General features: G+C 65.6%; 22 protein-coding genes. 15 read left to right on the top strand and 7 right to left on the bottom strand.

What is annotated here, in order from left to right; genetic code table 11:
* Positions 1–80 precede the first annotated feature (80 nt).
* On the top strand, positions 81–1,034 hold the full coding sequence (locus NO362_RS09420; RefSeq protein ID WP_121570251.1) for a transcription initiation factor IIB: 954 nt from the start codon (positions 81–83) through the stop codon (positions 1,032–1,034).
* A 33-nt stretch (positions 1,035–1,067) separates the two neighbouring features.
* Here the strand turns inward: NO362_RS09420 and NO362_RS09425 are convergent, their stop codons facing one another.
* Together NO362_RS09425 and NO362_RS09430 are read right to left on the bottom strand one after the other, a co-directional pair.
* The gene (locus NO362_RS09425; RefSeq protein ID WP_256545026.1) at positions 1,068–3,746 is read right to left on the bottom strand and encodes a PAS domain S-box protein; all 2,679 of its coding nucleotides are present in this window, start codon (positions 3,744–3,746) and stop codon (positions 1,068–1,070) included.
* 59 nt (positions 3,747–3,805) lie between these two features.
* On the bottom strand, positions 3,806–5,530 hold the full coding sequence (locus NO362_RS09430) for a flippase activity-associated protein Agl23 (RefSeq protein ID WP_256545027.1): 1,725 nt from the start codon (positions 5,528–5,530) through the stop codon (positions 3,806–3,808).
* Positions 5,531–5,666: 136 nt separating this feature from the next.
* On the opposite strand from NO362_RS09430, the gene NO362_RS09435 reads away from it, so the two are divergent.
* The 3 genes from NO362_RS09435 (at position 5,667) to NO362_RS09445 (ending at position 7,010) form a co-directional block, all read left to right on the top strand.
* On the top strand, positions 5,667–6,044 hold the full coding sequence (locus NO362_RS09435) for a DUF7964 domain-containing protein (RefSeq protein WP_256545028.1): 378 nt from the start codon (positions 5,667–5,669) through the stop codon (positions 6,042–6,044).
* A 91-nt stretch (positions 6,045–6,135) separates the two neighbouring features.
* The gene (locus NO362_RS09440) at positions 6,136–6,606 is read left to right on the top strand and encodes a universal stress protein (RefSeq protein WP_256545029.1); all 471 of its coding nucleotides are present in this window, start codon (positions 6,136–6,138) and stop codon (positions 6,604–6,606) included.
* 77 nt (positions 6,607–6,683) lie between these two features.
* On the top strand, positions 6,684–7,010 hold the full coding sequence (locus tag NO362_RS09445) for a 2Fe-2S iron-sulfur cluster-binding protein (RefSeq protein WP_256290362.1): 327 nt from the start codon (positions 6,684–6,686) through the stop codon (positions 7,008–7,010).
* Positions 7,011–7,046: 36 nt separating this feature from the next.
* Here the strand turns inward: NO362_RS09445 and NO362_RS09450 are convergent, their stop codons facing one another.
* Positions 7,047–8,936: a globin-coupled sensor protein gene (locus NO362_RS09450; protein WP_256545030.1), complete on the bottom strand. Its 1,890-nt coding sequence runs from the start codon at positions 8,934–8,936 to the stop codon at positions 7,047–7,049.
* A gap of 146 nt (positions 8,937–9,082) precedes the next feature.
* Here NO362_RS09450 and NO362_RS09455 point away from each other — a divergent pair, with 146 nt between their 5' ends.
* Positions 9,083–9,739, top strand: a complete 657-nt coding sequence (locus NO362_RS09455; RefSeq protein ID WP_256545031.1) for a rubrerythrin family protein — start codon at positions 9,083–9,085, stop codon at positions 9,737–9,739.
* A gap of 72 nt (positions 9,740–9,811) precedes the next feature.
* On the opposite strand, the gene NO362_RS09460 is transcribed toward NO362_RS09455, so the two are convergent.
* On the bottom strand, positions 9,812–11,050 hold the full coding sequence (locus NO362_RS09460) for a mandelate racemase/muconate lactonizing enzyme family protein (protein WP_256290366.1): 1,239 nt from the start codon (positions 11,048–11,050) through the stop codon (positions 9,812–9,814).
* A gap of 137 nt (positions 11,051–11,187) precedes the next feature.
* A complete protein-coding gene (locus tag NO362_RS09465) occupies positions 11,188–11,757 on the bottom strand; it encodes a DUF7344 domain-containing protein (RefSeq protein ID WP_256545032.1) in 570 nt (189 codons plus the stop codon).
* 158 nt (positions 11,758–11,915) lie between these two features.
* Here NO362_RS09465 and NO362_RS09470 point away from each other — a divergent pair, with 158 nt between their 5' ends.
* Complete coding sequence (locus tag NO362_RS09470; RefSeq protein WP_256545033.1) at positions 11,916–12,740, top strand: DUF8054 domain-containing protein; 825 nt, start codon at positions 11,916–11,918, stop codon at positions 12,738–12,740.
* A 222-nt stretch (positions 12,741–12,962) separates the two neighbouring features.
* On the opposite strand, the gene NO362_RS09475 is transcribed toward NO362_RS09470, so the two are convergent.
* Positions 12,963–13,523 (bottom strand): DUF7344 domain-containing protein, encoded by a 561-nt coding sequence (locus tag NO362_RS09475; protein ID WP_439331149.1) that lies wholly within the window; start codon positions 13,521–13,523, stop codon positions 12,963–12,965.
* Positions 13,524–14,010: 487 nt separating this feature from the next.
* Here NO362_RS09475 and NO362_RS09480 point away from each other — a divergent pair, with 487 nt between their 5' ends.
* The 9 genes from NO362_RS09480 (at position 14,011) to NO362_RS09520 (ending at position 25,451) form a co-directional block, all read left to right on the top strand.
* The gene (locus NO362_RS09480; RefSeq protein WP_256545035.1) at positions 14,011–15,258 is read left to right on the top strand and encodes a SipW-dependent-type signal peptide-containing protein; all 1,248 of its coding nucleotides are present in this window, start codon (positions 14,011–14,013) and stop codon (positions 15,256–15,258) included.
* 131 nt (positions 15,259–15,389) lie between these two features.
* Entirely contained in the window at positions 15,390–16,844 is a 1,455-nt protein-coding gene (locus NO362_RS09485) for a vWA domain-containing protein (protein WP_256545036.1), read from the top strand.
* 118 nt (positions 16,845–16,962) lie between these two features.
* Positions 16,963–18,543, top strand: coding sequence for a vWA domain-containing protein (locus NO362_RS09490; protein WP_256545037.1), 1,581 nt, complete (start codon positions 16,963–16,965; stop codon positions 18,541–18,543).
* Positions 18,544–18,648: 105 nt separating this feature from the next.
* Positions 18,649–19,404 carry a hypothetical protein gene (locus tag NO362_RS09495; protein ID WP_256545038.1) on the top strand — a complete coding sequence of 252 codons (756 nt, stop codon included), beginning with the start codon at positions 18,649–18,651 and terminating at the stop codon, positions 19,402–19,404.
* Between the two features lie 235 nt (positions 19,405–19,639).
* Entirely contained in the window at positions 19,640–20,854 is a 1,215-nt protein-coding gene (locus tag NO362_RS09500) for a signal peptidase I (RefSeq protein ID WP_256545039.1), read from the top strand.
* 112 nt (positions 20,855–20,966) lie between these two features.
* The gene (locus tag NO362_RS09505; RefSeq protein ID WP_256545040.1) at positions 20,967–22,049 is read left to right on the top strand and encodes a twin-arginine translocation signal domain-containing protein; all 1,083 of its coding nucleotides are present in this window, start codon (positions 20,967–20,969) and stop codon (positions 22,047–22,049) included.
* Positions 22,050–22,080: 31 nt separating this feature from the next.
* Entirely contained in the window at positions 22,081–23,361 is a 1,281-nt protein-coding gene (locus NO362_RS09510; protein WP_256545041.1) for a hypothetical protein, read from the top strand.
* Complete coding sequence (locus NO362_RS09515; RefSeq protein WP_256545042.1) at positions 23,361–24,563, top strand: hypothetical protein; 1,203 nt, start codon at positions 23,361–23,363, stop codon at positions 24,561–24,563. The genes NO362_RS09510 and NO362_RS09515 overlap by 1 nt, the downstream gene beginning before the upstream one ends.
* Positions 24,564–24,626: 63 nt before the next feature.
* Positions 24,627–25,451, top strand: coding sequence for a DUF8054 domain-containing protein (locus NO362_RS09520; protein ID WP_500683703.1), 825 nt, complete (start codon positions 24,627–24,629; stop codon positions 25,449–25,451).
* Between the two features lie 124 nt (positions 25,452–25,575).
* On the opposite strand, the gene NO362_RS09525 is transcribed toward NO362_RS09520, so the two are convergent.
* Entirely contained in the window at positions 25,576–26,112 is a 537-nt protein-coding gene (locus NO362_RS09525; protein ID WP_121570269.1) for a DUF7344 domain-containing protein, read from the bottom strand.
* Positions 26,113–26,134 lie beyond the last annotated feature (22 nt).

A 26,134-nucleotide genomic window follows, 5' to 3' on the forward strand; every position in this document is an offset into this window, starting at 1 on the left:
CGCTTGGGGGTCGCGTTCGCAGAGTAGTCTAGAGATTCTGTCACAAAGGCTTAAATAGGCCCTTCACCACAAACCTTATAATGGAACGTTCGCGTCGTCAGCGCCAGCGAGAGCAGGAGACCGAACAGACAGACGACGAGCGACTCGTCTGCCCGGAGTGCGAGTCGTCGGACATCGTCACGGACGCCGATCAGGGGGAGTTGGTGTGTGACGACTGCGGCTTAGTTTTGGACGAACAACAGATCGACCGCGGGCCCGAGTGGCGGGCGTTCAACCACTCCGAGCGGCAGTCGAAGTCCCGCGTGGGCGCGCCGATCACGGAGACGATGCACGACCGGGGGCTGACGACGACGATCGACTGGAAGGACAAAGACGCCTACGGGCGCTCGCTCTCCTCGGAGAAGCGCTCGCAGATGCACCGATTGCGCAAGTGGCAAGAGCGCATCCGGACGAAGGACGCAGGCGAGCGCAACCTCCAGTTCGCGCTCTCGGAGATCGACCGGATGGCGTCGGCGCTGGGCGTCCCACGATCGGTACGGGAGGTCGCGTCGGTCATCTATCGTCGCGCGCTCAACGAGGACCTCATCCGCGGCCGGTCAATCGAAGGCGTCGCCACCTCCGCGCTCTACGCCGCCTGCCGGCAGGAAGGCATTCCGCGCTCGCTCGACGAAGTCGCGGAGGTCTCGCGCGTTCCCCAGAAGGAGATCGGTCGGACGTATCGCTACATCTCCCAGGAACTCGGCCTCGAACTGAAGCCGGTCGACCCAAAGCAGTTCGTCCCCCGCTTCGCCTCGTCGCTCGGGCTGAGCGAGGAAGTCCAATCGAAGGCGACCGAGATCATCGACGTCTCCGCGGAACAGGGCCTCCTCTCGGGGAAGTCGCCGACAGGGTTCGCGGCCGCGGCGATCTATGCAGCGTCACTGCTCTGCAACGAGAAGAAGACCCAGCGCGAGGTCGCCGACGTCGCGCAGGTGACGGAAGTCACCATCCGGAATCGCTACCAAGAGCAGATCGAAGCGATGGGCTTCCGCTGAACGGTCTCCTCTCCTCGCAGGCCCGAACCGCTCTCACTCCTGGATTTCGACGCCCGTGATCTCGAATCGCGCCCCGCCGGTTTCGCTATCGGTGACGGTGACGGTCCAGCCGTGTGCTTCGGCGATCTGATCGACGATATTGAGCCCGAGCCCGGTCCCGTCGTCCGCCGTCGAGTAGCCGGTCGCGAACACGTCCTCGCGCTCCTCGGCGGGGATTCCGGGGCCGTCGTCGGCGACGTAGAAGCCGCCGTCGACGTCGCCGATCGTGATCGTCACGTCTTCGCCCGCGTGTTCGATGGCGTTGCGGAGGAGGTTCTCGAACAGTTGCCGGAGCCGCGCCGGATCCGCGATTATCGTGCGGTCCGTGTCGATCACGAGCGACGCCTCCGCCGTTGAGACGGTTCGCCAGCACTCGTCCATCAGGTTGCCGAGTGCGACGGCGTCGGTAGCGTTCGCGCGACCCCCTTCGCGCGCCAGCACGAGCAGGTCTTCGATCAGTTCCTCCATCCGTTTGAGCGCCTCCGCGGCGACGTCCAGATGCTCCGCTCCGGCCCCCGCGCTCGGGCGGTCACCCGCACGTTCGGACTGGACCAGATCGATCCGCCCTTCGGCCACGTTCAGCGGATTGCGCAGGTCGTGGCTGACGACCGTGGCGAACTGTTCGAGGCGGTCGATCTGCCGTTCGAGTTCCTGTTCGTACTCGTGACGCTCGGAGACGTCGCGGCTGAACGCGATGAACCGCTCGTTGCCGTGAAATCTGATCTTCGTGATCCAGACCTCGACGGGGAAGGTCGTGCCGTCGCGTCGCCGGTGCCGACCCTGAAGCTTTATCCGCTCTCCGATGGCGGCGTCGTCCCAGACGGTCCGGAGTTCGTCGCCGGAGTGGTCCGCCTCGATTTCGGCGACATTCATCGAGAGCAGCGCCTCCCGTGAGTAGCCGAGGTTCTCGACGTTCTGTCGGTTGACGTCGACGACGTTCCCCTCGGCATCGTGGACGGTGATCGCGTCCGGCGACTCCTCAAAGAGCGCCCGGAGCCGTTCTCTGCTCCGTTCGAGTTCCTGTTGGCGCTCCTTCTGTTCGGAGATATCGGCGTTGACCGCGACGAAGCGCTCGATATCGCCGCCCTCGCTTTCGACCGGGGCGATCGTCTGATCGACGACGTATCGATCGCCGGATTTCGTCTTGTTGACGATCTCGCTTCGCCAGACGTCGCCGTCCAGAATCGTCCCCCACAACTCCTCGTAGAACTCCCGATCGTGCTCGTTGGACTTCAGGATCCGCGGGTTCTGTCCGAGTACTTGGTCGGCGTCGTATCCCGTAGTCTGTTCGAACGCCGGGTTCACGTAGACGATCGTGCCGTCTCGCTTCGTGAAGTACACCGAGTGCCCCGACGCTTCGATGGCCTCCCGAAAGAGCCGAAGCGAGCGGTCGCGGTCTTTGCGTTCTGTGACGTCTCGGACGATTCCATCGACGTACGTGCCGTCGGATTCTTCGGTCTTCAGAAGGGTGAGGGATCCCCAGCGGTGTTCGCCCATCAGCGTCCGAATCGGCACGTCGTAGTTCTGCACGACTCCGTCGCGGTCGAGTCGACGACGTAGTTCGGCCAGGTCTGCTGCCTCCCGAACGAAGTCCTCGACGGCGTGCCCCGCGACTCCTTCGGGAGTGTCAGCGCCGAGTAACGTCGCGAGCGTCGAATTCGCCTCGACGATCTGGCCGTTCGGATCGGGGGGCGCTCGGAAGATGCCGGCCGAGGACGCATCGAGTAATCGCTCGTAGCGCTCGCGGTGGGCGTCGGCATCGACGCGGTGGAGTGCGTGTGCGACGTCCTCGCCCAGTTCCGTGAGGAGGTCGCGTTCCTGCGCGTCGAAGGCGTTCGTTCGGTCCGCATAGACGTTGAGAACGCCGTAGAGTCCGTCGTCGTACACCAGCGGAATGGCCGCGCTGGACCGATAGCCGCGGTCGAGCGCGTGGGCGCGCCACGGTTCGTACCTCGCGTCTTCCGGGATGTTCTGTACGACCGAGAATTCCCGCGTCAGGACGGCGTTCGCGGTGGGACCGGGCTCTTCTTGACCGCTGTCGGTCGTGATCTCGATGGCATCTAGATAGCCCTGATCGACGCCCGCGGCGGCGACGGGTTCGACGGCGTTCGCGTCCGCGTCGTGCCTGCCGATCCACGCGAAGCGATAGGGATCGGCCTCGCTGATGAGCCGGCACGTTTGGCGTTCGATCTCCGTTCGGGTGTCAGCGTGTACGACGGCCCGATTGGTCTCGCTGCGCACGCGACGGATGCGTTCGAGTTCGGCCGCACGCTGGGCGTTACGGTACCGTTCGACGGCGTTCGTGATCCGGTTGGCGAGGAGTTCGTACTGCTCGCTTTGTGTTCCCTTCCGGAGGTAGTCCGTCGCGCCGCGTGTGATGGCGTCGCTCGCGAGCGACTCGCTCCCCTCGCCGGTGAAGAGGATGAACGGGAGGTCGGGATCCTGCTCGCGGACCGCCTCCAGCAGTTCGAGCCCGTTCATTCCGGGCATCTGATAGTCCGAGACGACGCAGTCGAACGACGCCGAGCCGTCCGTGAGCCGTTCGAGACCGCCGGCCGCGGCAGATTCAGTGACAACTTCTAGGCGGTCGTCCTGCCGAGCGAGCACCGTCGACGTGAGGTCTAAGAAGTGGGGGTCGTCGTCGACGTGCAACACCCGTATCCCGCCAGTCATACCAAGTGGACTTTGGCTACTGTTGGTATAAATGGGGCAGTTTGATTCCGACGGATGGGTCATCGTTTCTCTGGGGCCGTGAACACGACGACCTCGCGGTTCCACAGACCAAGGCGGTACGTCGTCGCCTCGTAGTCAGAGCCGAGTCGCTCCGCGAGCTCGGTGTGGTGTGTGGGCGCAGCGATCACGACCGGCGGCGCCGACGCGTTCGCGTACGCCGAATCGAACGTCGAGGCGTTCGCCGTACTCGTCGCGTCCGCGCCCGCCGCTTCGACGTACCACGGCAGCGGCAGTCGGTTCCCCCAGGCGTCGCCCACCGGCGGGAACCGGGTCGTCCGGTCAGGCGGGACGTGGTACGCCGCACCGACGTAGAGAACCTCGGCCGTCGACGAGTCGCCGTCGGCAGCAGCGCGTGCCGCCGCTTCGATCGGTGCGAGGTCGTCGCTCGGCTGGGCGAACTGCGCGAGTCGGTTGTCGCGGTCGGAGGGCCCGTAGACGCTTCCGGCGGTGACGGCACCCACCTGCGCGACGACCGCGAGGACGACGAGGGCGACCGCGACGACGGTTCCGGTATCGACGTCGGGGCCGGATGCGGCAGCGGCCCCGCGGCGGAGGAACGCGGCGAAGCCGACCGCTGCGGGGAGCGACAGCGGGACGACGACGTGCACGAGCGTCCACGGGGCGGAGACCTCCGCGATCGTCGGGAACAGGACGACCGCCAGAAGCCCCCAGTAGCCGACGCCCTCGATCAGCGGCCGGCGGGCCGACGCGTAGCGCACCCAGAGCGTGGTTCCGACGCCGACCGCGACGACCGGGAGCGCGACCGCAGTCAGGGTCCCGGCCGCGTCGCCGAGGTACGGGAGCAGCGAGTGCGTGCCGTCGGGATAGCGGTTGACGACCCGGACGCCGACGAAGCGCCAGAGCGCGCCGACCGTCCCCTCGTAGATCGCGAGGTGGAACTCCGTCGGATCGTAGATTCCGACGTCGACGCCGGGACCTGCGCGGGGCGCGAACAGAAAGACCGTCGTGCCGACGAAAAGCAGCGCGGCGCGGGCGGCCGCCGTCGTCGTCCCAGCGAGTCGCGCTCGGAGCGCTGCCGCCGCCGCCCGGGCGCTCGCTCCGCCGTCGGCGGCGACGCTGTGCTGCTCGACGACGAGGACCCACGCTGCGAGCCAACAGCAGAGATAGCCGGCGACGAACCCCGAAGCGGACGCCGCGAGCGACAGCGCGACCGCAGCAGCGTACGCGTCGCGTCGGCTGTCGCGATCCCACGCCCGCAGGGCGAAGCCGACGAACGCGAAGCCGAACAGCGCAAGCGGCACGTCGCCGCGGAGGAAACGCGAGTAGTAGAGGACGAGTGGCTGAAACGCGAGGAGAGCGGCGAACAGGACCGTTTCGGCGTCGTCGAGACGGTCGCGAAAGAGCACTGCGACGAGCGGGAGCGCCGCCCCGAGGACGGCGATAGGGAGTCGGGCGACCCACTCTGAGACGCCGACGAGGGCGAACAGCGTGCGACCGACGAGCGGGAGCAGCGGGCCGCCGGCGATCGGACGGTACTGGTAGGCGCCGGTGTCGAGATAGCGGAGCGTCCAGTAGCCGACGCGCGCCTCGTCCCAGTGAAACGGGCGCGCGCCGAGACCGACGAGTCGGACGAGGAGACCAGCGAACGCGAGGGCGACGACGACGCCGAGAACGCGGTCACGTCGGAACGAGAGGCCGGCGAGCGACGCCGACACCGGCGTTCGCTCGGAACCTCCGGGCGCGGCGTCGCCCTCGCGAGACATAGCGGTCCCTCGCGGCCCGGAGGGTAGAAACTTTGTGATCCAGAGGCCGCCGACACCGACCGTGTGCCCATCGTCAACGACCGCGGTCACCGACTCGATCCGCAACGCACAAACGGCGTCCCGACCCAGCGCGGGTATGACCGTCGTCGACGCGCTGCCGCCGCGGCCGCTAGAACCTCAGGAACTGCTCCAACTGAACGACGCCGAGGCGCTCGAACTGGCCGTCCCGATCGAGGACGAGGGCCGCGCCTCCGGCGTGCTCGTCGCCACCGGAGAGTGGGTGAAAGGCCTCGCCTTCGACGCCGACGCGGAGTCGTGGACCGTCGTCGAGACCGTCAGCCTCGGTGAAGGCGTCGAGCGCGTCGACGGCTTGCAGGCCTGCGAGGCGGCCATCCTTCGATTCCGCGGCGACGACCCTGAGGCGATGACCGCCGAGAACGCACCGGGAACGTACGAGCCGCAGGTCGACCAGTCGGCCGGGGCCGACGAGGCTACCGGAGCCGAGGACGAGTAGCTGTCGACGAGGACGGAGCGACGGCCGGCGAAACCGAATGACAATCGAGCGTACCTTCTAAAACCTTCGCGACGTAGGGCCGGGTGAGACGATGTACGACAAGATTCTCGTTCCGACTGACGGAAGCGCCGCGACCGAGGGCGCAGTCGAACACGCCATCGAACTCGCGAAACAGTACGACGCGACGGTACACGCACTGTACGTCGTCGACACGGGTGCGTACTCCTCGCTGGAGATGGGCTCGGATATCGTCATCGAGGCCCTTCAAGAGGAAGGCAACAGCGCGGTCGAGGAGGTCGAAGAGCGCGGCGAAGAGGCCGGCGTGGACGTCGTCACGACTGTCGAGACGGGTATCGCACACCGCGTCATCGTCGACTACGTGGCCGAGGAGGGAATCGACCTCGTCGTGATGGGGACGCACGGCCGAACCGGCGTCGGTCGCTTCCTCCTCGGGAGCGTTGCCGAGAAGGTCGTCCGCACCGCCGACGCGCCGGTGATGACGGTCCGCTCGGGGGACAAAGAGGCAGAAGCCGACGGCGGCCCCGCAGTCGACGAGGCATAATCCGGTCGACACGCCGACACGACCGGGACGCGACCGCTTCGCAAAGAGTTTTGAAACGGTCCACCGAACGGCGAGGTATGACCGAGTACACCGTCGAGTTCGTCGGCACCGGCGAGACCGTCGACGTGTCGGACAAGCAGACGATCCTCAAGGCCTGTCTCGAAGCGGGCATCGCTCAGGAGTACTCCTGTCGCGTCGGGATGTGTCTCGCCTGTTCGGCGGAGATCGTCGAGGGCGAGGTCACCCAACCCGCCGCACGTGGGCTCACCGACGAGGAGCGCGAAGACTACGCGCTGACGTGTATGGCCCGCCCGCAGAGCGACCTGAAGCTGAAGCGCGGCGTCTACCCACCGAGCATCGAGCAGGACGCAGCCGACGCCGCTGCTGCAGCGGACGACGACTGAGGTCGGTTCCCTGGCGGGTAGAAGAGCGAGAGAGCGCTATTTGTCGGATCGGTCCGTCTCGTCTCCGGGCCCGCTAACAGAGACGCCGCCATCGGTTCCCACGAACGCGAACGACTCGTCGGATTCAGAGTCCTCGCCGTTCTCCATCGAACTCCCGTTCGAGAGCACGTCACGCGGTGGGCCATCCGCGTCCGACGTGTCGATTCCAGCCGGCGGTTCGGCGTCGAAATCGAGGTCTGAGGGCATCCCACCCCCTCCGGAGTCCGTCGACTCGGTGTCGCTATCGGCCGTAACGAGGCGATCTGCGGCGTCCTGAATCGTGTCCATCCGCTGGGTCTGTTCGCGGCTGGCTTCCGCGACGTCGTCGACGCGGTCTGCGATCTCCTCGGAGCGCTCGCGCGTCGTCTCGACCATCGCCGTCACCTCCTCGGCGCTGACCGCCTGCTCGTCGGTCGCGGTCGCGACCTCGGCGATTCCTTCGGTCGTTCGCTCGACTGCGTCGACGATCTCGTCGAGGCTGTCCATCGCGTCCTCACCGCGGTCGATACCCTCGTGGAGTTTGTCGGTCGTCTCCGAGAGGCTCTCGATCGTCTCGGCGGCGTCGGTCTGGACGCGACCGACAGTCTCCTCGACGTCGCTTGCGCGCTGTCGGGACTCCTCGGCGAGTTGTTTCACCTCGTCGGCGACGACGGCGAATCCGTCGCCGGCCTCGCCCGCCCGCGCCGCCTCGATCGAGGCGTTCAGCGCGAGCAGATTCGTCTGCTCTGCGATCTCGTCGATCGCTTCGATGACTTCGTCGACCTCGTCGATCTGCGCCTGGAGTCGTTCGAGATCGGCCGAGGCCTGGTTCGCGGCGTCTGCGACTTCCTCCATCACGTCGATCGCCTCGTCCGCGGCGGTCTCGCCGGATCGCGCGCGCGAGACCGCCTCGTCGCTCGTGTTTTCGACGTCCTCGGCGGTCGCAGCGATCTCCTCGACGGTCGCACTCATCTGTGAGACCTCCGCGGCGACCTCCTCCATATCGTCCGCCTGGTCGTTTGCGATGTCGCGGATCGTCGCAGAGCGTTCGGCGACGACCGACGAGGCCGAGGAGACGTCTTCGATCGGGTCTTTGAGGTCCTGTTTGACCTCGCGGGCCAACTCCTCGCGGTGTTCCGCCTCGCGGCGCGCCTCCTCGCTGTAGGCGTGAATGTAGGTGTCCATCGCGATCTGCTGGTCGATCGCGAGCACTTTGAGGAGAGAACTGGCCCGGTCGACCACGGCGTCGACTGCGGCGTCGACGTCGCCGTTCGTGTCGGCGTCGGCAACAGCGTCGGCACCGCCCGCTCCGTCCTCGTCGTCGCGTTCGTTCGCGCCGCCGACAATCCGTGAGAACAGACCGTCGTTTGCGTCGTCGGGGTCGTCCCCACCGGACTGCGTCGTGGAAGCAGATTGAGCCGTGTCGCTCTGAGCGGAGCCACCGAACTCCTCTTTGACCGCATCCCCGATAGCCGACATCAGACCGTCGTAGTAGATGCTGTACGCGCCGAGATAGAACTTCGGCCCCATATCCAACATATTGTGGATCTTGCCGATTCGGGCGCGCTGGGCGAAGTAGTCTTGGCCGTACTCGCCGCTGGCGAGCGAGCGCAGATACTGTGATTGGGTCTTTTTCAGTTGATCGACGCCCTTGCTCGACCGACCGAGGACCTCGGTGGCCCGAGGATCGCTCGTCAGGTGGTCGTAAAAATCGTCGACGATCTCATCGGCTACTTCGTCGAACGTCGGTTCGAGCGCACGCATCCGCTCTTTGTCCGCCTCCGTGAGGCGAACGAAGGACTTGCGCCACTCCCGTTCTGATTCGTCGATTCCCAATGCGTCGATTAGCTCGTCGCCGTCGACGAGGCCCCTCGTGTCGTCGGTTACTACGACGCCTCGGTCGTTCATATGTAGGGGACCGATATCTCGACATAAGATTGTTCGCTCCCCGGTATCAGGTCTGATACTCCTCCGCCGACGACGGTGCGGCGAGTGCGACGCACTGTCGCAGCGGCGGCAGAAACCGTTAGGTGCTGCGGCCGCACGGCTTCGATATGAGCCGCGAAGCACGCGACGGAGACTGGCTCCGTGAGAAAGTCGAATCGGCGGAAGCTTCGTCGCTGGCGCTGCTCGGGTCCGAACAGTTTCTCTATGCGGCCGCCGGGGGCGATCCGATTCCCGAGGCGCTGCTCGTTGCCGCCGCAGCGAGCGAACACGCGGCGCGGGAGACGTTCCGACAGTGGACCGAAGACGAGGGAGACGACGACGCCCGCGCTGCTTTCGAGTCGGTCGTCGAACAGGAGACGGAACACCGCAGCCGGGTCGCGAGCGAACTGGACGGCTGGAGCCCCGAGAGCGAGCCCCCAGGGCCGATGCACGCGTATCTCCGCGCCCGTGACGCGACTGTCGAGCGCATCGCCGGCGGGATGGTCGGCCGTCCACTGGTCACGCTCCGGACTCACGAGCGGCTCGTATCCTTCTTCACCGCCCGCGGCGACGATCGGCGCGCGGGTCTCTTTCGAGACCTCCGCGCGGAGACGGCAGCCGTCCTCGACGACGGCATCTCACTGCTCGAAACGCGGTGTGCGAGCGATTCGGCGTGGGAGACCGCCAGGCTCGTCGCGACGTACACGATCCGGTTGGCCGGCGACGACACGGCCGACGCGCTTCGAGGGCTAGGTACCGACCCGGCAGTGTCGAACAGCGGGTGAGAGCGGTCGTCCTGTGGTCGGAGTCGGCCGGCCGACATTCCGGTGAGAGCGGGCAGTGCGAACCGGCCGCCCCTACGCCTCGTCGAATAGTTCCTCGCCGTCGACCATTCGCTCCGCGACGGCGTCCATATCGAGCGTCACGCCGAGACCGGGCGTTTCGGGGACCTCGATCGAGCCGTTCTCGATAACCGTCTCCTCGACGAGTTCGTCCCACCAGCCGAGTTCGTAGGAGTGATACTCGACGGCCAGCGCGTTCGGAATCGCCGCGCCGACGTGGGCAGCCGCCATCGTGGCGACGGGTGAGGCGACGTTGTGCATCGCGACGGGAACGTAATACTGGTTCGCGACGTCGGCGATCTTCCGCGTCTCGCGCATCCCGCCGACTTTCGGCAGATCGGGGGCGACGATGTCGACCGCCTGATTTTCGATCAGCCGGCGCACCTCCGTCACGCGGTAGCGGTTCTCACCGACGGTGATTGGCGTCGTCGTCGACTTCGTGACCTCCTCTTGGACGTCGAGGTTCTCCGGCGGGACGGGGTCTTCGAGCCACCAGACGTCGAAGTCTTCGATCGCGGCCGCGAGGCGCTTTGCGGACCCACCCGAGAACGTCCAGTGGCAATCGAAGGCGACGTCGGCGCGGTCCTTCACGCGCTCTGTGACCTGCTCGACGATCTCGGCTTTGTGTCGGATCTCTCCGGGGCGGAGATGCCGGTTCGCGCGGTCTTTCTCCAGACCCGAGGGCACGTCGAGGTCGAACTTCAGCGCGTCGTAGCCGAGTTCCTCGACGACGCGCTCGGCCTCGTCGGCGCAGGCCTCCGGATCGGCCTCGTCTTCGGTGTGGCAGTCACAGTAGACACGCATCTCGTCGCGGTACTTGCCGCCGAGCAGTTGGTACGCCGGGAGTTCGAGAATCTTCCCCGCGAGGTCGTGCAGGGCGACTTCGATGCCCGAGATGGCCGTGACGGTGACGCCCTCGACGGAGCCCTCGCCGGACATCTTCTGGATCAGGTGTTCGTACAATCGGTCGATGTCGAGGGGGTTCTCGCCGACGATCATCGGCTTCATCCGCTGGATGAGTTCCGGCACGCCGGCCCCCCAGTAGGCTTCGCCGGTCCCGACGATGCCGGCGTCGGTGTAGACGCGCACGAGCGTCCACGGGAAGTTCCCGTCGACCATCGTCGTCTGCACGTCGGTGATCTCGACGTCGCGGCCGCCACCGCGTTTCGCCGTCACGCCCATCGTCTCCGCGGAGAGCTCTCGCATCGTGTACTCCGCGTTCGGGTCGTGCAGCTCGGAGTAATCCGTTCCCATAGCAGTCGATTTACTCGGTACAGTGAAAGTCTTTGGTCGTCGGCCGGCAGTCGATCTCATAGGGATTATCGTAACCGTTCGGAGATTCTCGCCGTACCGTCCGGCGAGACATCTATGGAGACTTACGATAATCCCTCTCACTCCGGCGGCGGACGGTTGCGAACGCCGATCCGCGCCTGCTCGTGCGACCGGTAATGAAACACGGCGGAGACGAAGAAACTGAGTACGACGAGTCCCGCCCAACCGGCGTCGGGGAGCAGCCCGAACGGGAAGAAATCGAGCCACGCGACGAGCAGGAGGACGGCGCTGACGGCTGACAGCGCCAGATAGTACTCGTGCCAGGGGAGGTCGTTGCCCCGCACGACGTCTAGATAAATATTGACCTCCTCTTTGGCGGCTGTCGGCCGAACCGTTCCGCGGTCTTTGTCGTAGACGACGAGCCCGGCGTTGTGAAGTTTCGGCAGGTGAAGCTGTTGGAGTGCCGTATAAACCGACTTTCGATCCTCGCGAGCGACTCGCTCGACGGTCGTTCCCTTCTCCCAGGCGGCGACTGTCTCCGCCAGCGACCCGATGTCGTGGGCGTCCGACCCCGAAAGAACCCGCAACACGTACCGCCGCCGGTGATTCGCGAGCACCTCGAAGAGTTCCTCCTCGGAGAGGGACTCTACCGACCCGTCGGGTTCTGGGTCGAGTGTCGCGGGCCGCACACTAACGCCAGAAGGTTTCACGTAACGGACATTATCTTTCGACAGCATAAGTATCTCCCTTCGTGTTACGGAAGCATCACGTCAGGTAACACGAGAATACCGGGTCCGTCACTTATGTAGTGATTAGCTATGCCGCCACTCTACGAAGCATTCGCGTGATGAGGATCGCCGGCGAGCGGAGGATACAGTGGCGGCGACCGGAGTACACCGGACCGAACAGATGTCTCGCGTGTACTGCCGTCAACGTCGCACTAACCGGAGTTCTGGCTGTCGGCATCAGTTTCGTCAGCGTTCCGGTCGGCGTCGCGGTCGGCGTGGTCGGACTCGCGGCGATCTATTTCCGCGGGTACCTCGTGCCGGGGACGCCGACGCTGACCAAGCGGTACCCCCCCGATTCGGTGCTCCAACTGTTCGACGGGCACGACACACCGGAGGTCACGTTCGGCGCGGGACCGTCCGCGGTCGTCGATATCGAGCGGTTTCTGCTCGACATCGGCGCTCTCGAACCGTGCCGAGGTGGCGGGGACCTGTGTCTCTCGCCGAGGTTTCGAGATGCGTGGTTCGAGCAGATCGACCGGGCAAACCCGGATGACGCGGTCGAATTGCTCTTCGAGGGCACCGCCGGCGACCAGCCCGTTTCGACAGCGCGGCGATCGCACGCGTTCGTCGCGATGGCCGATTCGGTGACGGTCGGCAAGTGGGAGTCAGAAGCCGCGTTCCTCGCTGACTGCGCCGCGGACGCAGTGCTTCGTGACCGCACTGCGGCTTGGCGGAGGTTCACCGACGAGGCACGTTTGGAGGTGCTCGGCGCGCTTCGACTGTGGCTCGATCGCTGCCCCGCCTGCGGTGGAGTGATTTCGCTCGACGGGGAGACGGTCGAGTCGTGTTGTCGGTCCTTCGAGGTCGTCGCTGCGACGTGTAACGAGTGTGGGACGCGGGTGTTCGAGGCGCGGCTCCCGCCGGGTGAAATCCGGGTAGAGTGACGTTACGAGACAGTAACGCGACTCGGTCAAAGCAGCGATCGATCGTATTTCTCTGTCGAATCGGTTCTGGCTACCGACGGAGAGACCGTTCGGTCGGCGGTTCGGGCAGTGGGACAATAGCGCGGGCAGTGAGCGAGCGTTCATACTGTCGGACAGCAGTTCGTGAATGATGTTGGCACCCACGGGGTGCCGATACGCTTCACATCGTTCTGTCCGACAGTATCAGGACAATCGGGAGAGGTAGAACCACCGATGTGACCAGATCTGATAGAGCGCCGAGCCTGCGATGATCGCGAGGAACGCGCTCGCGAAGACGAGCGGGTCGACCGCAGCGAACAACGGCACGCCGGTGAGCGAGAGCACGATGAGAAACAGCGCGAGCGTTCCTAGCGTCCGGTAGTACGTCGCCCAGGTGACGCCGTACTTCGTCACGACCTCCATATACACGTCGACCGTGCGTGCCTCCTTGCGGAGTCTGATCGTCTTTCGATTACGATCGTAGTCGACGACGCCGGCCGAATCCAGTCGAGGCAGATGACTCTGGTGCAGCGAGATGTAGACACTATCGCGGATGTTCCGCGGCGCCGGTGATTCCCCCGTCTCGATTTCGGCGATCTCCTCGGCGAGGTCCCGAAGCATCACTTCGCGCCCGCGATCCTGGAGGTACTTGATCGCGTACCGACGTCTATCGTTGCGAAGTAAGTCGTGAATATCCGTTTCTGAGATTCTTTGTCTCGTAGATTGTGATCTATAACTCATACCTGCCCTCGGGTAATTATTCATTGCTCACACAAGTATATAGTAATCATCTTCAAGAAAACAGAGCAGAAACGCTGAACGTATCGTTAACCGCGGATCGATCCTCTTGGTATCTCATACTTTCGGACAGCAGTTCGTGAACGATGTTGGCATCCACGGGGTGCCGATACGCTTCACAGAGTTCTGTCCGACAGTATCACTCGGCGGCAGCAGGATCGTCTTTCCACTCTGAATTGCCGTTCAATGTGGCCATTCCCCGCTCGCCTCGGATCCGTCGATCGCCGAAGTCGATTCCGTTGTTTCTGCAGTCCACGAGCCTCCGAAACGTGGCGTTAAGCGCCCGTGAGTGCCGTTAGCCAGGAAAACTCGCAATTAGCTATGGGGGTATGAGGGGTGGGGGTAGAGTGTGGAAACACCCACTCAGGGCGCCGCGGCGGACCAGCGACGATCGGTCCTCGCGACGGCGGTTCGACTCCGCCGGTGGGCATCCCCCAACGGGGGAACACAAACTATGACAGAACGGTTCGAAATCTCACGACGGAAGGCACTGGCGGCTCTTGGAACGATCGGCGTCGCGTCTGCGGGCGCAGGACTCGGTACGAGCGCGCTGTTCACGGACGAGGAGTCGTTCGAGAATAACAACCTCGTGGCTGGTTCCCTCGACCTGTTCGTCGACTACTGGACGTCGTCGAACCAGGGCAGCTACGGAAGCAGTGTCAGCAGCGGACAGGTGGACGGCGAAAGAGGCGCCACGTACGCGTACGAACTCTCCGACGTCAAGCCAGGCGACAGCGGTGCGCTGGCGTTCTGCCCGAAGATCGTCGACAATCCCGCCTGGCTCTGGCTGGGTTCGGGCGGCGTCGTCGACTACGAGAACGGCCAGACGGAACCCGAGATGGACGCCGACGCGAGTGGCGGCGGCTCGATCAGCTCACCAAACAACGGCGCGGGGTTCGGCGAACTGAGCGAGTCCATCCAGGTCACGATCTCGTACGCGGAAGGCATCACCCCCATCGAAGAGGACGGAGACCTCGTCGGCTTCGAGTGCGTCGACCCGGTGGCGCTGAACAATCCCGAGGACTACACCCTCGCGGACCTCAGCGATGAACTCCTCTTCGGCTTCCTGATGGACGTCGAGCGCGGCGAAGCAGGCCCGCAGCCGTACCCCGGCTCGCCCGACGTCGAGACGCAGACCGGCCCGTGTCTCTGCATCGAGTGGGAGCTCCCGATCGAGGTCGGCAACGAAATCCAGACCGACGCCCTCGACTTCGACTTCACCTTCGTCGCCGAGCAGTCGCGGCACAACGGCTCGCCGATGAGCCCCTTCGTCGACGTCGACGCGTCGAGCACGGTCGTCACCCAGCCCGCTGACGCACAGGCCGGCTACCCCGGCTCCTTCACCCTCCGCGCGAACGAGAACGTCGTCGAAGTCGACCTCTCCGGCCTCGCGGAGTCCTTCCCCGCTGACACCGCCGGCAGCGACAACGTCGGCGTCTTCCTCGGCGATGCAGGCGGGAACTACCAGGTCGAAGTGAAACTCGAGGCCGACGGCACGTTCGTCCTCGCGAACAACAACGCTGGGGCATCGATCGGAGACTTCAGCCCGATGCTCGACGGCGACGTGATCCGGATGGACACGGCCGGATTCGGCTCCGTCGGCGTCATCGCGAACATCGTCGACGGCAACGCGAGCACCACGCAGGCGGTCGCGACGCCCGGCGACGACAAGCCGTGGCAGGGCCCGCTCTACGTCATCTGAGCCGGCGATTCCTGCACCGAGCTTCCCCCACCCCGGTGGACCGACCCGACGGCGGGTCGTGACGGTTCGACTCCGTCGGTGGGTCTTCCCCGAACGGGGAGCGTCCGCGGCCGGACGACGAACACAGACCAATGACAGAACACGAATTCGACCTCTCGCGGCGGAAAGTCCTCGGTGCACTCGGTGCGGTCGGCGTGGCCTCGGCCGGCGCCGGCCTCGGCACGAGCGCGCTGTTCACGGACGACGAAACGTTCGAAAATAATCAGCTGACGGCGGGGAGCCTCGACCTCAAGCTCGACTACAAATCGACGTACAGGGGCGGCCCCGGTCGGCTCGACGCGATCAAAGCGATGGGCTACCCGGACGCCGAGGACCTCGGCGACGGCGTCTACCTCCTCGATCAGGCTCCCTCCCCGGCGGATATGCAGGCGTGGGAAGACCTCGTGACGGGCGAGGAGTTCCAGTTCTGTTCGCCGGAGGCCGACGAGTTCCTCGTCAACGGCGACGGCATCCCAGTGTTCACCCTCGAAGACGTCAAGCCGGGCGACTACGGCGAGGTGACGATCAGCATTCACATCTGTGACAACCCCGGCTGGCTGGAGATGGTCGGTGGCCTTCGCTCGAACGCAGAGATGGGTATGACCGAGCCCGAGATGGGCGTCGACGACCTCAACGCGGACGAGATCGGCGAACTCGCCGACCGAATGCAGGTGCGAGTCTGGTACGACGAAGACTGCGACAACGTCTACGAGCCGACCGGCACCGGTGAACAGCAGGAACTGGAGGTCGCGCTCGTCAGCGACGTCTCCGGGTCGATGGGCGGCTCGCCGCTCTCGGCTCTGAAGACCGCCGCGAACGGGTTCGTCGACAACCTCTCCAGCCCGGACGAGGCCGCCGCCATCTCGTTTTCGACCACTGCGACGACCGACCAGGAACTGACGACGAACTACCAGGCGGTCAAGAACGCCATCAACAGTTACTCCGCGGGCGGCGGGACCTCGATCGCCGCAGGTATCGCCGAGGGAGCTGACGAACTGCTCAACGGCACGAACGCCACCGCTGGCGCGTCGAAAGTGATGATCCTGCTGAGCGATGGTCAGTCCAACGCATCGGCTGCACTCAGTGAGGCCGACGACGCCAAGGACGCGGGCATCCGCATCTTCACGATCGCGCTCGGCAACGCGGCCACCGGCCTCCTCGAAGACATCGCGACCTCGCCCGACGACGCGTTCATCGCGCCCAACCCCGCCGATCTCGACACCGTCTACGCGGAGATCGCGCAGGTCGTCCTCGCGGGCGAACTGCTGATTGCCGAAGGATCACTCGCGGACGTGATGGCGCTCCTGGAAGAGGGCGTCGAGCTCGACGGCGACCGCTCCGCCGAGGGTCGACAGCCGTACCCCGGCCAGACCACCCAGTGCGTCGGATTCGAGTGGGAACTCCCCATCGAGGTCGGCAACGACGTCCAGACGGACAGCGTCTCCTTCGACGTCGGCTTCAACGCCGTCCAGTCGCGCCACAACGAGATGGGCGACAGCCCCGGGGTCGCTGGCGGGATGAACGAGACGAACACCACGTCGCCGTAGCACGGGTGCTGGCGACGTTCAACCTCGTGCCGGTGCTTCGCAACCTCGGTTGCGAGCGGCCACGGCCGCGACGCGGTTCGACTCCGCGACGGGGTGTCCCCCGCAGGGGAACTCACCTATGACAGACAACGATCAGACGTACGCACTCTCGCGACGCAAAGTGCTCGGAGCCCTCGGTGCGGTCGGCATCGCTTCGGCGGGCGCCGGCCTCGGCACCACCGCGTACTTCAACGACACCGAATCGTTCGAGAACAACACACTGACTGCCGGGACGCTTGATCTCAAGATCGACTGGCAGCAGTCCTACTACGGGCCGACGGAGTCCTGGGAGTACGTCAACGCGCACCCAGACCACGACGGCGACGGCGAGCAGTCGATCGAGATCGGCGGCGAAACGTACGCCTACGGCGACGAGAGCCGGAATCTCGTCGATTACCTCACCTGTTCGAACTTCGATCAGAACTACGCGGCGAGCTACAACGGCCAAGAGCACCTGATCGAACTCGACGACGTGAAGCCCGGCGACAAAGGCGAGGTCACGTTCAGCCTGCACCTCTGTGATAACCCGGGGTACATCTGGATGCGTGCTGCCGACATCGTCGAGAGCGGCGGCGTGAACACCGAGCCCGAACGGGTCGCCGAAGGCGGCGACGCGAACGAGGCGAACCTCGCGGAGAACGTCGACGTGCGGATGTGGTACGATCAGAACTGCGACAACCGCCTCAACAGTGCGGACATTATGCTCACGATCGACGTCTCCGGGTCGATGCTGTACAGCCAGTACGGCGGCGTCGTCAACGACGACCCGATTCTCGGCTACGACGAGACGACCAAGATCGACCTCGTCGAGGTCGGTGCGGCGGCTCTCGTGCAGGAACTCATCGACACCGACGCGGACGCGCGTGTCGGCGTCGTCTACTTCAACGGCTCCTCCGGCGGCGATCCCCACATCGAACTCGGGTCGCCGCTGACGTCAGATCTCGCGGGTCTCATCGCGCCCGGCGGCGCGCTCAACGGGCTCCGTCAGGTCCTCGCCGACATCGTCGGTGCGAGCACGACGGACCCCTCGGGCGGCGCCGGCATCAGCACCGGGACCTACATCGGCGAGGGCGTCCTCGAAGCGCAAGCAGAGATCGCAAACAACGGCAGAGTCGACACGACGCCGATCAACGTCGTTCTCTCGGACGGAAACTCCTTCCAGGGTGGTGACGGCACGCCGTACGCCTCCCCGACGAGTGCCGCAGACGACGCTCGCGCGTCCTCGCCCGCACCCGAGACGAACGTCTACACCATCGGTGTCGGTGCCGACGCGAACGACGCCATCCTCTCCGAGATGGCCGGCGCGGCGGGTAGCGCCGGCGACGACCCCGCATACTTCCGGGACGTCCCGGACCCGACGAACCTCGTGTCGACGTTCCAGACGCTGGCGGACCTGTTCACCAGCGAAATCGTCTTCTTCGAGGGGACGCTCGCGGAGGCGCTGGGTGCGCTCGACGGCGACGGCATCCACCTCGACGGGGACCGCACGACGCCCGAGACGATCGAGTGCTTCGAGCCCGAGGTCGGCCACTGCATCGGATTTGCGTGGTCTCTGCCCCTCGAAGCCGGGAACGAACTCCAGGGCGACTCGGTCGCGTTCGACCTGTCGTTCTACACCGAGCAGTGCCGCCACAACGACGGCGTCGAGCAGACGGCATAGGCCCACGAGACGGGCCGTACGGCTGGGACGCCGGATCGCTGCCGCACGGATGCGGCAGTCGACCCGCTCGCTGTCTGGCGCGTAATTCCTCGAAACGGATTCAAAATGAAGACACCCACACGACGACAGATACTCGCGGCGGTCGCTGGCTCGAGCCTCGTTGCGGTCGGCGCGGGGCCGGTGCGAGCGGCTAGCGGACTCGCGCCGGTCGAACTAAATCAATCGGCGCAGATCCAGGCCGGCGACTCGTTACCGGCGGTCGCGCTCGACTGGCGCGAGACTGTCAACGGCGTCGTCACGGAGGACACGGGTCTGGCAGCCGTCCCAACCGAGAGTACGGGCAACGTCGGCCTCGTCGTCGACGAAGCGGTCCTGCCGGGCGATACTGGGGCTGTCACGCTCCGGGCGACGCTCGTCGACGGCGGAGAGGGCGAGACGGTCGGATCTGCCGAGCTAACCCTCCTCTTCTCGTTGACAGAAACCGCTGAGAACGGCCTCACAGAGCCCGAACGAGAGGCGAACGACACGACGCCCACAGTCGGCGAACTACAGGACGCCGCCGAGATCGAGATCTGGAACGATATGGGCATCGGGACCGGGAACGGCAGCAACGAGGACATCCCGTTTCTGACCGACGGCGACGACGTGATCGCTTCGGGCACGCTCGCGGCGGTCGCTGACGACCCTGCGTTCGCCGATGGCGGGTACGGACTCACCCGAGACGGTGAATCGTGTCTCACGGTCGGTGAGGCGGTCTACGTCTCGTTCCGCTGGGCGATTCCGACCGACGCAGGCAACGTCATCCAGAGCGACAGTGCGCGGTTCACCGTCGGGTTCGCCGCTCGGAGGTGTCGCGAATGACCGTCGTCCGAGCTGTATCGCACACCAACGCCATTCGATCGCGTTTCAGCGCGTTTAACGCCTCGTTACGTCCGGAAATGCACTCCCGCGCCATCGGATCGACGACCGTTCCGGGCGGTCAAGACGACGATGCCGAAACGGGGACCCCCCCTAACGCGGCGATAGCTATGCCCGCTAGCGTCCATCTCTCCTCCAGTGATGATTCACCTGCTGGCGAGACTGGAGGGCCGCGACGATGACGAATGAGCGCAGCACGATACGAACGGTCGCGAACGTACTCGGCGTGCTCTTGCTCGTCGGTCTCGTCGCTCCGTTCGTCGTCTACGGCGTGCCGCAGGTGGCCGGCGCAGACTACAGTTTCGTCGTCCTCTCCGGCAGTATGGAACCCGCGATGAGCCCCGGCGACGCGATCGTCGTCCGTGAGGCCGCGCCGGGTGAGATCACAGAACGGGACGTCATCACCTTCCGGACCGACAGCGAGACGCCGACGACCCACCGCGTCATCGACGTCATCGAACGGGACGGGAGCGTCGCCTACGTGACGAAAGGCGACGCCAACGAGGACCCAGACAGCGGAACCGTCTCTCACGAGCAGGTGCTCGGCGAGGTGCTGGTGACGCTCCCGCTGCTCGGCTACGTCGTCCGATTCGTCAACACCCCCGTCGGCTTCGCCGTGGTCGTCGTCGGGCCGTTGGTCGCCTTCGTCATCTCGGAGGTCTGGACGCTCGTCAGATCGGTCGACGGCGTGCTGGTCGACAGCGAGTCGACCGACAGCGGATCGGCAGGCAGCGGATCGGCAGGCAGCGGATCGGCAGGCAGCGAATCGGCAGACAGCGAATCAGTAGACAGCGAATCGGCAGACAGCGAATCGGCAGGCAGCGAATCAGTAGACAGCGAGACAGACGCGGCGGCGAGCGGCGGTACGTCGCCGCAGGGAGCAGAAGCCGAGGAGAGAGACGACACGCCGGAGTCGGCCGAGCCAGTGTCCACCGAATCGACGCCAGCCGAATCGGGGTCGACGTCGGCGACTGCGTCGTTCACCCTGACGCGGTCGAGCCTCCAACTCCTGGGCCTGGTGTTCGCGTTCTACCTCCCGTACAGCGCGTACGTCGCCTACACCACGATCGCAGCGTGGACGATCGCGGTCGCGATCGCGACCGCGATCGGGCTCCTGTTCGTCGTCGGCCTGTACGTCGGTACCCGCGGCGACGAGAACGCAAACGGGGAGGCCGACAGCGACGCGGACGGCAGCATAGAGAGTTACACTGAGGAGGCCGACAGCGACGCGGATGGCAGCGTGGAGAGCTCCACTGAGGAGGACGACAGCGACGTGCCGAGTGAAGTTCCGATGCCGCCGGCCGGTGAAGACGGCGCCGACGCCGTCTATCCCGACCGATCGACCGCTGCCGACGGCGGCAGCGAAGTCAGGGGGCGAGACGACGATGCGTGACTTCGAGACAGAACAGAACGGGAGCGAGCTGTCCACCGAAACAGCTGCGTCCAGCGGCGCGGAGGGGCAATCCCTCCCGGAACGACCTTCGAACACAGCGGAGACGATAGATGTGACACGAGAGCGTGGAACCGACGAACAGCGGGGTGAAAGTGATCGGGGGCAGGGCCGGATCGGCTTCGGGTTGTCGCGGCGACAGCTCCTGTACGCGGTCGCTGCGACCGGCGCGGCGGCCGGCTCGGGCAGCGGCGTCGCCGCGATGCTCACCGACACGGAACGCGTCGGCTCACAGTTCACGGTCGGCACGCTCGACCTCGACGTCGACGTGCGCTCGCCGTCGAGTTGGCAGCACGGCGCTTACACCGGCTCGCTCGGGATCAACGAGTCGGAAACGGCCGTCTTCGAGCTGTCGGTCGACAGCAACCCGGCGTACGTCTGGCTCGTCGCCCCCTGCCCGTCGTGTGAGCCGATCGAATCGAAACTCGACGTGCGGCTCGACCTGAAGGTTTCAGGAGCGGGCACGGTGACGCTCTTCGACGGAACGCTCGGTGCGTTCCGCGCGGCGTACGGATCGGGGGCGTTGCTCTCGACGCAGGCGCTCGCAAGCGACGGCGAGACGTGGACCGTCTCGTTCACCTGGACGCTGACCGAGCCGGTCGCAGACACGGACGTAGCGTTCGGATTCGAGTTCCGGGCCGTCCAGCAGCGGCACCTCGGCGACCCGCGCGCGTACGATCTCGGCCTCCCGGCGTGTGCACCGTGCGACGAGACCGGCGACTGCGGGAAGGACATCAGCTACGTCGCGTTCTGTAGCGACGAGCCGATCGACCCCGCGGACGTCGCCTTCGCGCGCCATCTGTGCGGTGATACCGATCGATACGCGACGCTCGAACTCACCGCCCTGCCGGCGCACGTCGACCGCGTCCTGCTCAAACACGGGACGAACTTGGACGTCTTCGCCTACGACGGCGAGGCGATGCCGTTCCGCATCACCACCGGCGGTGGCCAGTCCGATCTCGTGATGGTGGCGACCTACGAGCAGGACGGCAACGAGTACCCCGGGAGCGGGACGCCGCCGCGGAGCAACAGCGACCCGTGCCCGGGCACGTACTCGCTTAAACACGAGTTCGGAGCCTCGAACGGCGACGACCAAATCGATCACGGACAGAGCGATTCGAGCGGCGGTGACGAGTAATGAGAAATCAGACGACACTGGCGGTGGCGCGATGACGTTCGATAGCTGGCGGCGCGACGGAGGCAGACGGCTGCTCGCAGTCGCCTTGGCGCTCGTCGTCGTCGCCTCCGTATCAGGCAGTGCGACGACGGCACTGCTGTCGGACCGCGAGTCGATCGACGTCGGCTTGACCGTCGACGATCACGGCGGCGTCTCCCAGTTCCACGTCGAGTCGATCGCGACCTGTCCGGTCGAAACGGTCGAGCACGACGCCGCGACGCTGCAACTCACAGAGCGGTTCGACGTCGAGGGCGACGGATGCGCCCAGATCTCGGTTTGGGTCTCGGAGTCCTGGCTCGACCGCGTCGGCACGGACGTCGGCGACGTCGTCATCGGTCACGAGAACGCGAGCGGATGGGCGTACTTCGAGACGACGGTCGTGCGCGAGCAGGCCGGCTGGTACGAACTGGCCGCAGTCACGGACGGATTCAGCCCCTTCGGCCTGTTCGTGCCCAACGAAACGTTCGTGGACACCGCCGCAGGCGCGGCAGCCAACGGAGCGAGCGGACCGGACGAAGCCGCCGTTCCCGGCGTGCCCGGTGACCGCGGTGACCTGAACGTCTCGGACAATGTGACGGGGAGCGGCCCAGCCAACGAAACCGTCGGTGAAGTGGCCGCAGACCCGGTCAAAGACGAGACCACCGGGAACGCGACGGCCGGAGGCGGGATCGTCGGAAACGCAACGCGGTCCGGGAACGGCGCGAACGACGAGTCCGGCGAGCCGGGCGCAGCGCCAGAGGCGGAAGCGAACGCGACCACGGACGCGTCGACTTCGGAGTCGGGTGAGACCGTCGAAGGGTCCGAGCCGTCAGGCGACGGCACACCCGCGGCGAGCGACTCGGCCGACGAATCGCCGTCGGAGCCGAACGACACCGAAACCGACGCGGACGGATCTGGTGACGACACGGCCGACACTGACGGAGCGAGCGGCGACGACGCCGATGGCGACGAGACAGAGAGCGGCGACGGTGACGCCGCGGCGAGTGGCGATGGAAACGACGAGACAGAGGGTGACGCCAGCGTCGAGCAATCGAGCGACGGCGATCCGGGCGCCGACGAGTCCACCGAGGCGCCAGTCGACGGTTCCTCGTCCGAGAACCCGGGGGAGAGTGAACCCGGCGACGAACCAGAGAGTACGTCCGATACGGCTACCGGCGAGAGCAGCAGCGGAGACGGTGAGAAGGCCGAGAACGAAGACAGCGAGTCGGCGTCTAACAGCTCTGACACGGGCGACGCAGCGAGCGGGACTGACTCGGGCACGGGCGCGGAGTGATGACCCCATCGGGCGTCCCGGCGACGCTCTCGCGGAAACACCTCCTGGCGGTCGTGGTGATCGCGATGGCACTCACAGGAGCGGGCGTCGGTGTTCTCTCGGACGGCTTCACGCTTTCGCGAGGCCCCGCCCCGGCCGAGGCCGGTGACGCTGCGGTATCCCTCGCAACGATCGAGGTCACGGCGTCCGACCCCACCGACATCCGGAACGACACCGGTGATGTAGGCGTCGTCAGCGGGACGCTCGGCGGGACGCTCACGCTCGCCGAGGGAGTCGACCGAGTGGAGTTCGTCGTCCAGACGCGACTGCCGAACGGAACGTGGGCGGTCGCAGCGTCCGGGACCGCGACGGGGGTTCCGGCCGGTCAGTTGAACCTGGAACCGGGCGTCGGCGGGCCAGACACGATCTACCTGGATGCCGCTCAGTCTGCGGGCTTCGACGTCCAAGAACCTGGGACCGTCGCGGTCCGCCGCGGCGCGATCGCGGTCACGGCGCGACTGTTCGTCGGCGACGAAGTAATTGCGACAGTCACGGACGTCGACGGCTACGAACTCACCGTCGATCGGCCAGCACCGGCGACGGTGTCGTTCGCGCCGGTGCACGAGTCGGCGACGGAGGAAAACAGCGGTACCACCGGAGTCAGTGATCCGACCGACACGACCAGGCGCACGATAACTCAGATCGGGGCGAGATCGGACGGCGGTTCCGGGTCGGGTAGTGCAGCCGGCGCAAGCGACGCGGGCGAGACGACAGACGGCACCACTCCGACGACGGCGTTCTTCGGGGCCGGGGACGTGGTCCCGGGGAGTGCCGGCAAGTCGGCGGCGGTCCTTGAGCCGACGTCGGCGGAGATGACTACGCTAGAGGTCACTGTCGGGGCCGCGATCGACGCCGAAAACGGCGTGACAGAGCCCGAATCGGTGGTCGACGAGACGCCCGAAGATGGCGAACTCTCGTCGAAGTTGGACGTCAGGATCGTCCTCGTTCGAGAGTCCGGTGATCGACAGTACGTCGTCGGCAGTGCAGACGCATTCGTCCCACTGGCGACGGCTGCCGGCGCGACAGAGTCGCTGGCGATCGAGCCGAACGAGCGCGTCTCGCTGGTCGTCGAGTGGCGGATCGACGCCACTGTCGGGAACGAGATTCAATCAGACAGCACGACGGCTTCGATCCACTACCGCTTCACGTCGGAGCCGTCTTGAACAGACGCACTGCGTCGGTTAAGCGACGATTAGCTATGGTGACAGGAGGTCACCAGACGACCGATGAAAGCGATCGGAGAGACTCAGTTCAGGTGGCGGCAGCCGGAGTACACCGGGGCGAACCGGTGTCTCCCGTGCACAGTGGTCAATGTAGCAATCACGGGTATTCTGGCGATCGGACTCGCCTCGGTCCGCCTCTCGCTCGGGATCGCGCTGCTCGTCGTCGGGGTCGCAGCGATCTACTTCCGCGGGTATCTGATCCCCGGAACGCCGACGCTGACCAAGCGCTATCTCCCAGATTCGGTGCTGGGACTGTTCGACGCCCACGAGGCTCCGGTTCCGCTCGGCGCAGGGGAACAGGACCCGGCCGACATCGAGCGGTTTCTGGTCGATCTCGACGTCCTCGAACGGTGCCAGGGGGGCGAAGATCTGTGCCTGACGCCGGAGTTCCGGAGGTCGTGGGACACGCAGATAGAACGCCGACCGGCTGACGATAGCGCACTCGGCGACCAGTTGCTGTTCGAGAGCCTCGGCGTCGACCGGGAGGAGATAGAGACGAAGCGGCAGCCGAACGCGTTCGTCGCGGTCGCCGATTCGGTGACGATCGGGCGGTGGGAGTCCGAATCCGCCTACTGCGCGGATGTCGCAGCCGACGCCGTGCTCCACGCGCGGTCGGCAGCGTGGGAAGAACTCGACTACGAAACCCGACTGGAAGTGCTCGGCGCGCTCCGACTGTGGCTCGATCAGTGTCCCGACTGCGATGGCGCAGTCACCCTGGACGAGGAGACGGTCGAGTCGTGTTGTCGCTCCTTCGAGGTCGTCGCCGCGACGTGTGACGACTGCGGGACGCGCCTGTTCGAGGCGCAACTGTCACCGAACGCTCTCTGAACTGACGGGCTCGGACCCGGCACCGACACGAGAACGGGACGCTTCTCCGGCGCACTTTGATTTTGAGGAGGCGACTATCTGACCGTCTCGTATCCTCTCGTGATCGTCGATCCGCAAGGAGCGCTCACGAGAGCTGATTCAGATACAGCCAGCGACGCGACCACAGTTGATAGAGCGTCGAACCGGCGATGATCGCGAGAAACACGCTGGCGAAAATGAGCGGATCGACCGCGGAGACGAGTGGTACCTCGGTGAGCGACAGGACGACGAGAAAGAGCGAAACCGTGCCGAGCGCCCGATAGTATGTCGCCCACGTGACGCCGTACTTCGTCACGACCTCCATATACACGTCGACTGCGCGGGCGCTGTCTTTGAGCCGAATCGTCTTTCGGTCCTGGTCGTAGTCGACGACACCGGCGTCGTCGAGCTTCGGGAGGTGATTCTGGTGCAGCGAGATGTAGACGCTGTCGCGGATGTTCCGCGGCGGCGGCGACTCCTCAGTCTCCAGTTCGGCGATGTCTTCGGCGAGATCACGAAGCATCACCTCGCGCCCGTGTTCCTGCAAGCACTTGATCGTGTGTCGCCGCCGATCGTTCCGAAGTAGATCGTGGATGTCGGTCTCCGAAAGCCCCTGGCCCGTCTGCGTCGATCGGATACTCATATGACAGGTCTACCCGCGTATC

It is taken from the genome of Halobellus inordinatus (genome assembly GCF_024498335.1).
Classification (GTDB): domain Archaea; phylum Halobacteriota; class Halobacteria; order Halobacteriales; family Haloferacaceae; genus Haloquadratum; species Haloquadratum inordinatus.

What these genes read in the sequence shown, in the direction of transcription:
- NO362_RS09420 (WP_121570251.1), top strand. Translation starts at nt 81, where the DNA reads ATGGAACGTTCGCGTCGTCAGCGCCAGCGAGAGCAGGAGACCGAACAG.
- NO362_RS09425 (WP_256545026.1), bottom strand. Translation starts at nt 3,746, where the DNA reads ATGACTGGCGGGATACGGGTGTTGCACGTCGACGACGACCCCCACTTC.
- NO362_RS09430 (WP_256545027.1), bottom strand. Translation starts at nt 5,530, where the DNA reads ATGTCTCGCGAGGGCGACGCCGCGCCCGGAGGTTCCGAGCGAACGCCG.
- NO362_RS09435 (WP_256545028.1), top strand. Translation starts at nt 5,667, where the DNA reads ATGACCGTCGTCGACGCGCTGCCGCCGCGGCCGCTAGAACCTCAGGAA.
- NO362_RS09440 (WP_256545029.1), top strand. Translation starts at nt 6,136, where the DNA reads ATGTACGACAAGATTCTCGTTCCGACTGACGGAAGCGCCGCGACCGAG.
- NO362_RS09445 (WP_256290362.1), top strand. Translation starts at nt 6,684, where the DNA reads ATGACCGAGTACACCGTCGAGTTCGTCGGCACCGGCGAGACCGTCGAC.
- NO362_RS09450 (WP_256545030.1), bottom strand. Translation starts at nt 8,936, where the DNA reads ATGAACGACCGAGGCGTCGTAGTAACCGACGACACGAGGGGCCTCGTC.
- NO362_RS09455 (WP_256545031.1), top strand. Translation starts at nt 9,083, where the DNA reads ATGAGCCGCGAAGCACGCGACGGAGACTGGCTCCGTGAGAAAGTCGAA.
- NO362_RS09460 (WP_256290366.1), bottom strand. Translation starts at nt 11,050, where the DNA reads ATGGGAACGGATTACTCCGAGCTGCACGACCCGAACGCGGAGTACACG.
- NO362_RS09470 (WP_256545033.1), top strand. Translation starts at nt 11,916, where the DNA reads ATGAGGATCGCCGGCGAGCGGAGGATACAGTGGCGGCGACCGGAGTAC.
- NO362_RS09475 (WP_439331149.1), bottom strand. Translation starts at nt 13,523, where the DNA reads ATGAATAATTACCCGAGGGCAGGTATGAGTTATAGATCACAATCTACG.
- NO362_RS09480 (WP_256545035.1), top strand. Translation starts at nt 14,011, where the DNA reads ATGACAGAACGGTTCGAAATCTCACGACGGAAGGCACTGGCGGCTCTT.
- NO362_RS09485 (WP_256545036.1), top strand. Translation starts at nt 15,390, where the DNA reads ATGACAGAACACGAATTCGACCTCTCGCGGCGGAAAGTCCTCGGTGCA.
- NO362_RS09490 (WP_256545037.1), top strand. Translation starts at nt 16,963, where the DNA reads ATGACAGACAACGATCAGACGTACGCACTCTCGCGACGCAAAGTGCTC.
- NO362_RS09495 (WP_256545038.1), top strand. Translation starts at nt 18,649, where the DNA reads ATGAAGACACCCACACGACGACAGATACTCGCGGCGGTCGCTGGCTCG.
- NO362_RS09500 (WP_256545039.1), top strand. Translation starts at nt 19,640, where the DNA reads ATGACGAATGAGCGCAGCACGATACGAACGGTCGCGAACGTACTCGGC.
- NO362_RS09510 (WP_256545041.1), top strand. Translation starts at nt 22,081, where the DNA reads ATGACGTTCGATAGCTGGCGGCGCGACGGAGGCAGACGGCTGCTCGCA.
- NO362_RS09515 (WP_256545042.1), top strand. Translation starts at nt 23,361, where the DNA reads ATGACCCCATCGGGCGTCCCGGCGACGCTCTCGCGGAAACACCTCCTG.
- NO362_RS09520 (WP_500683703.1), top strand. Translation starts at nt 24,627, where the DNA reads ATGAAAGCGATCGGAGAGACTCAGTTCAGGTGGCGGCAGCCGGAGTAC.
- NO362_RS09525 (WP_121570269.1), bottom strand. Translation starts at nt 26,112, where the DNA reads ATGAGTATCCGATCGACGCAGACGGGCCAGGGGCTTTCGGAGACCGAC.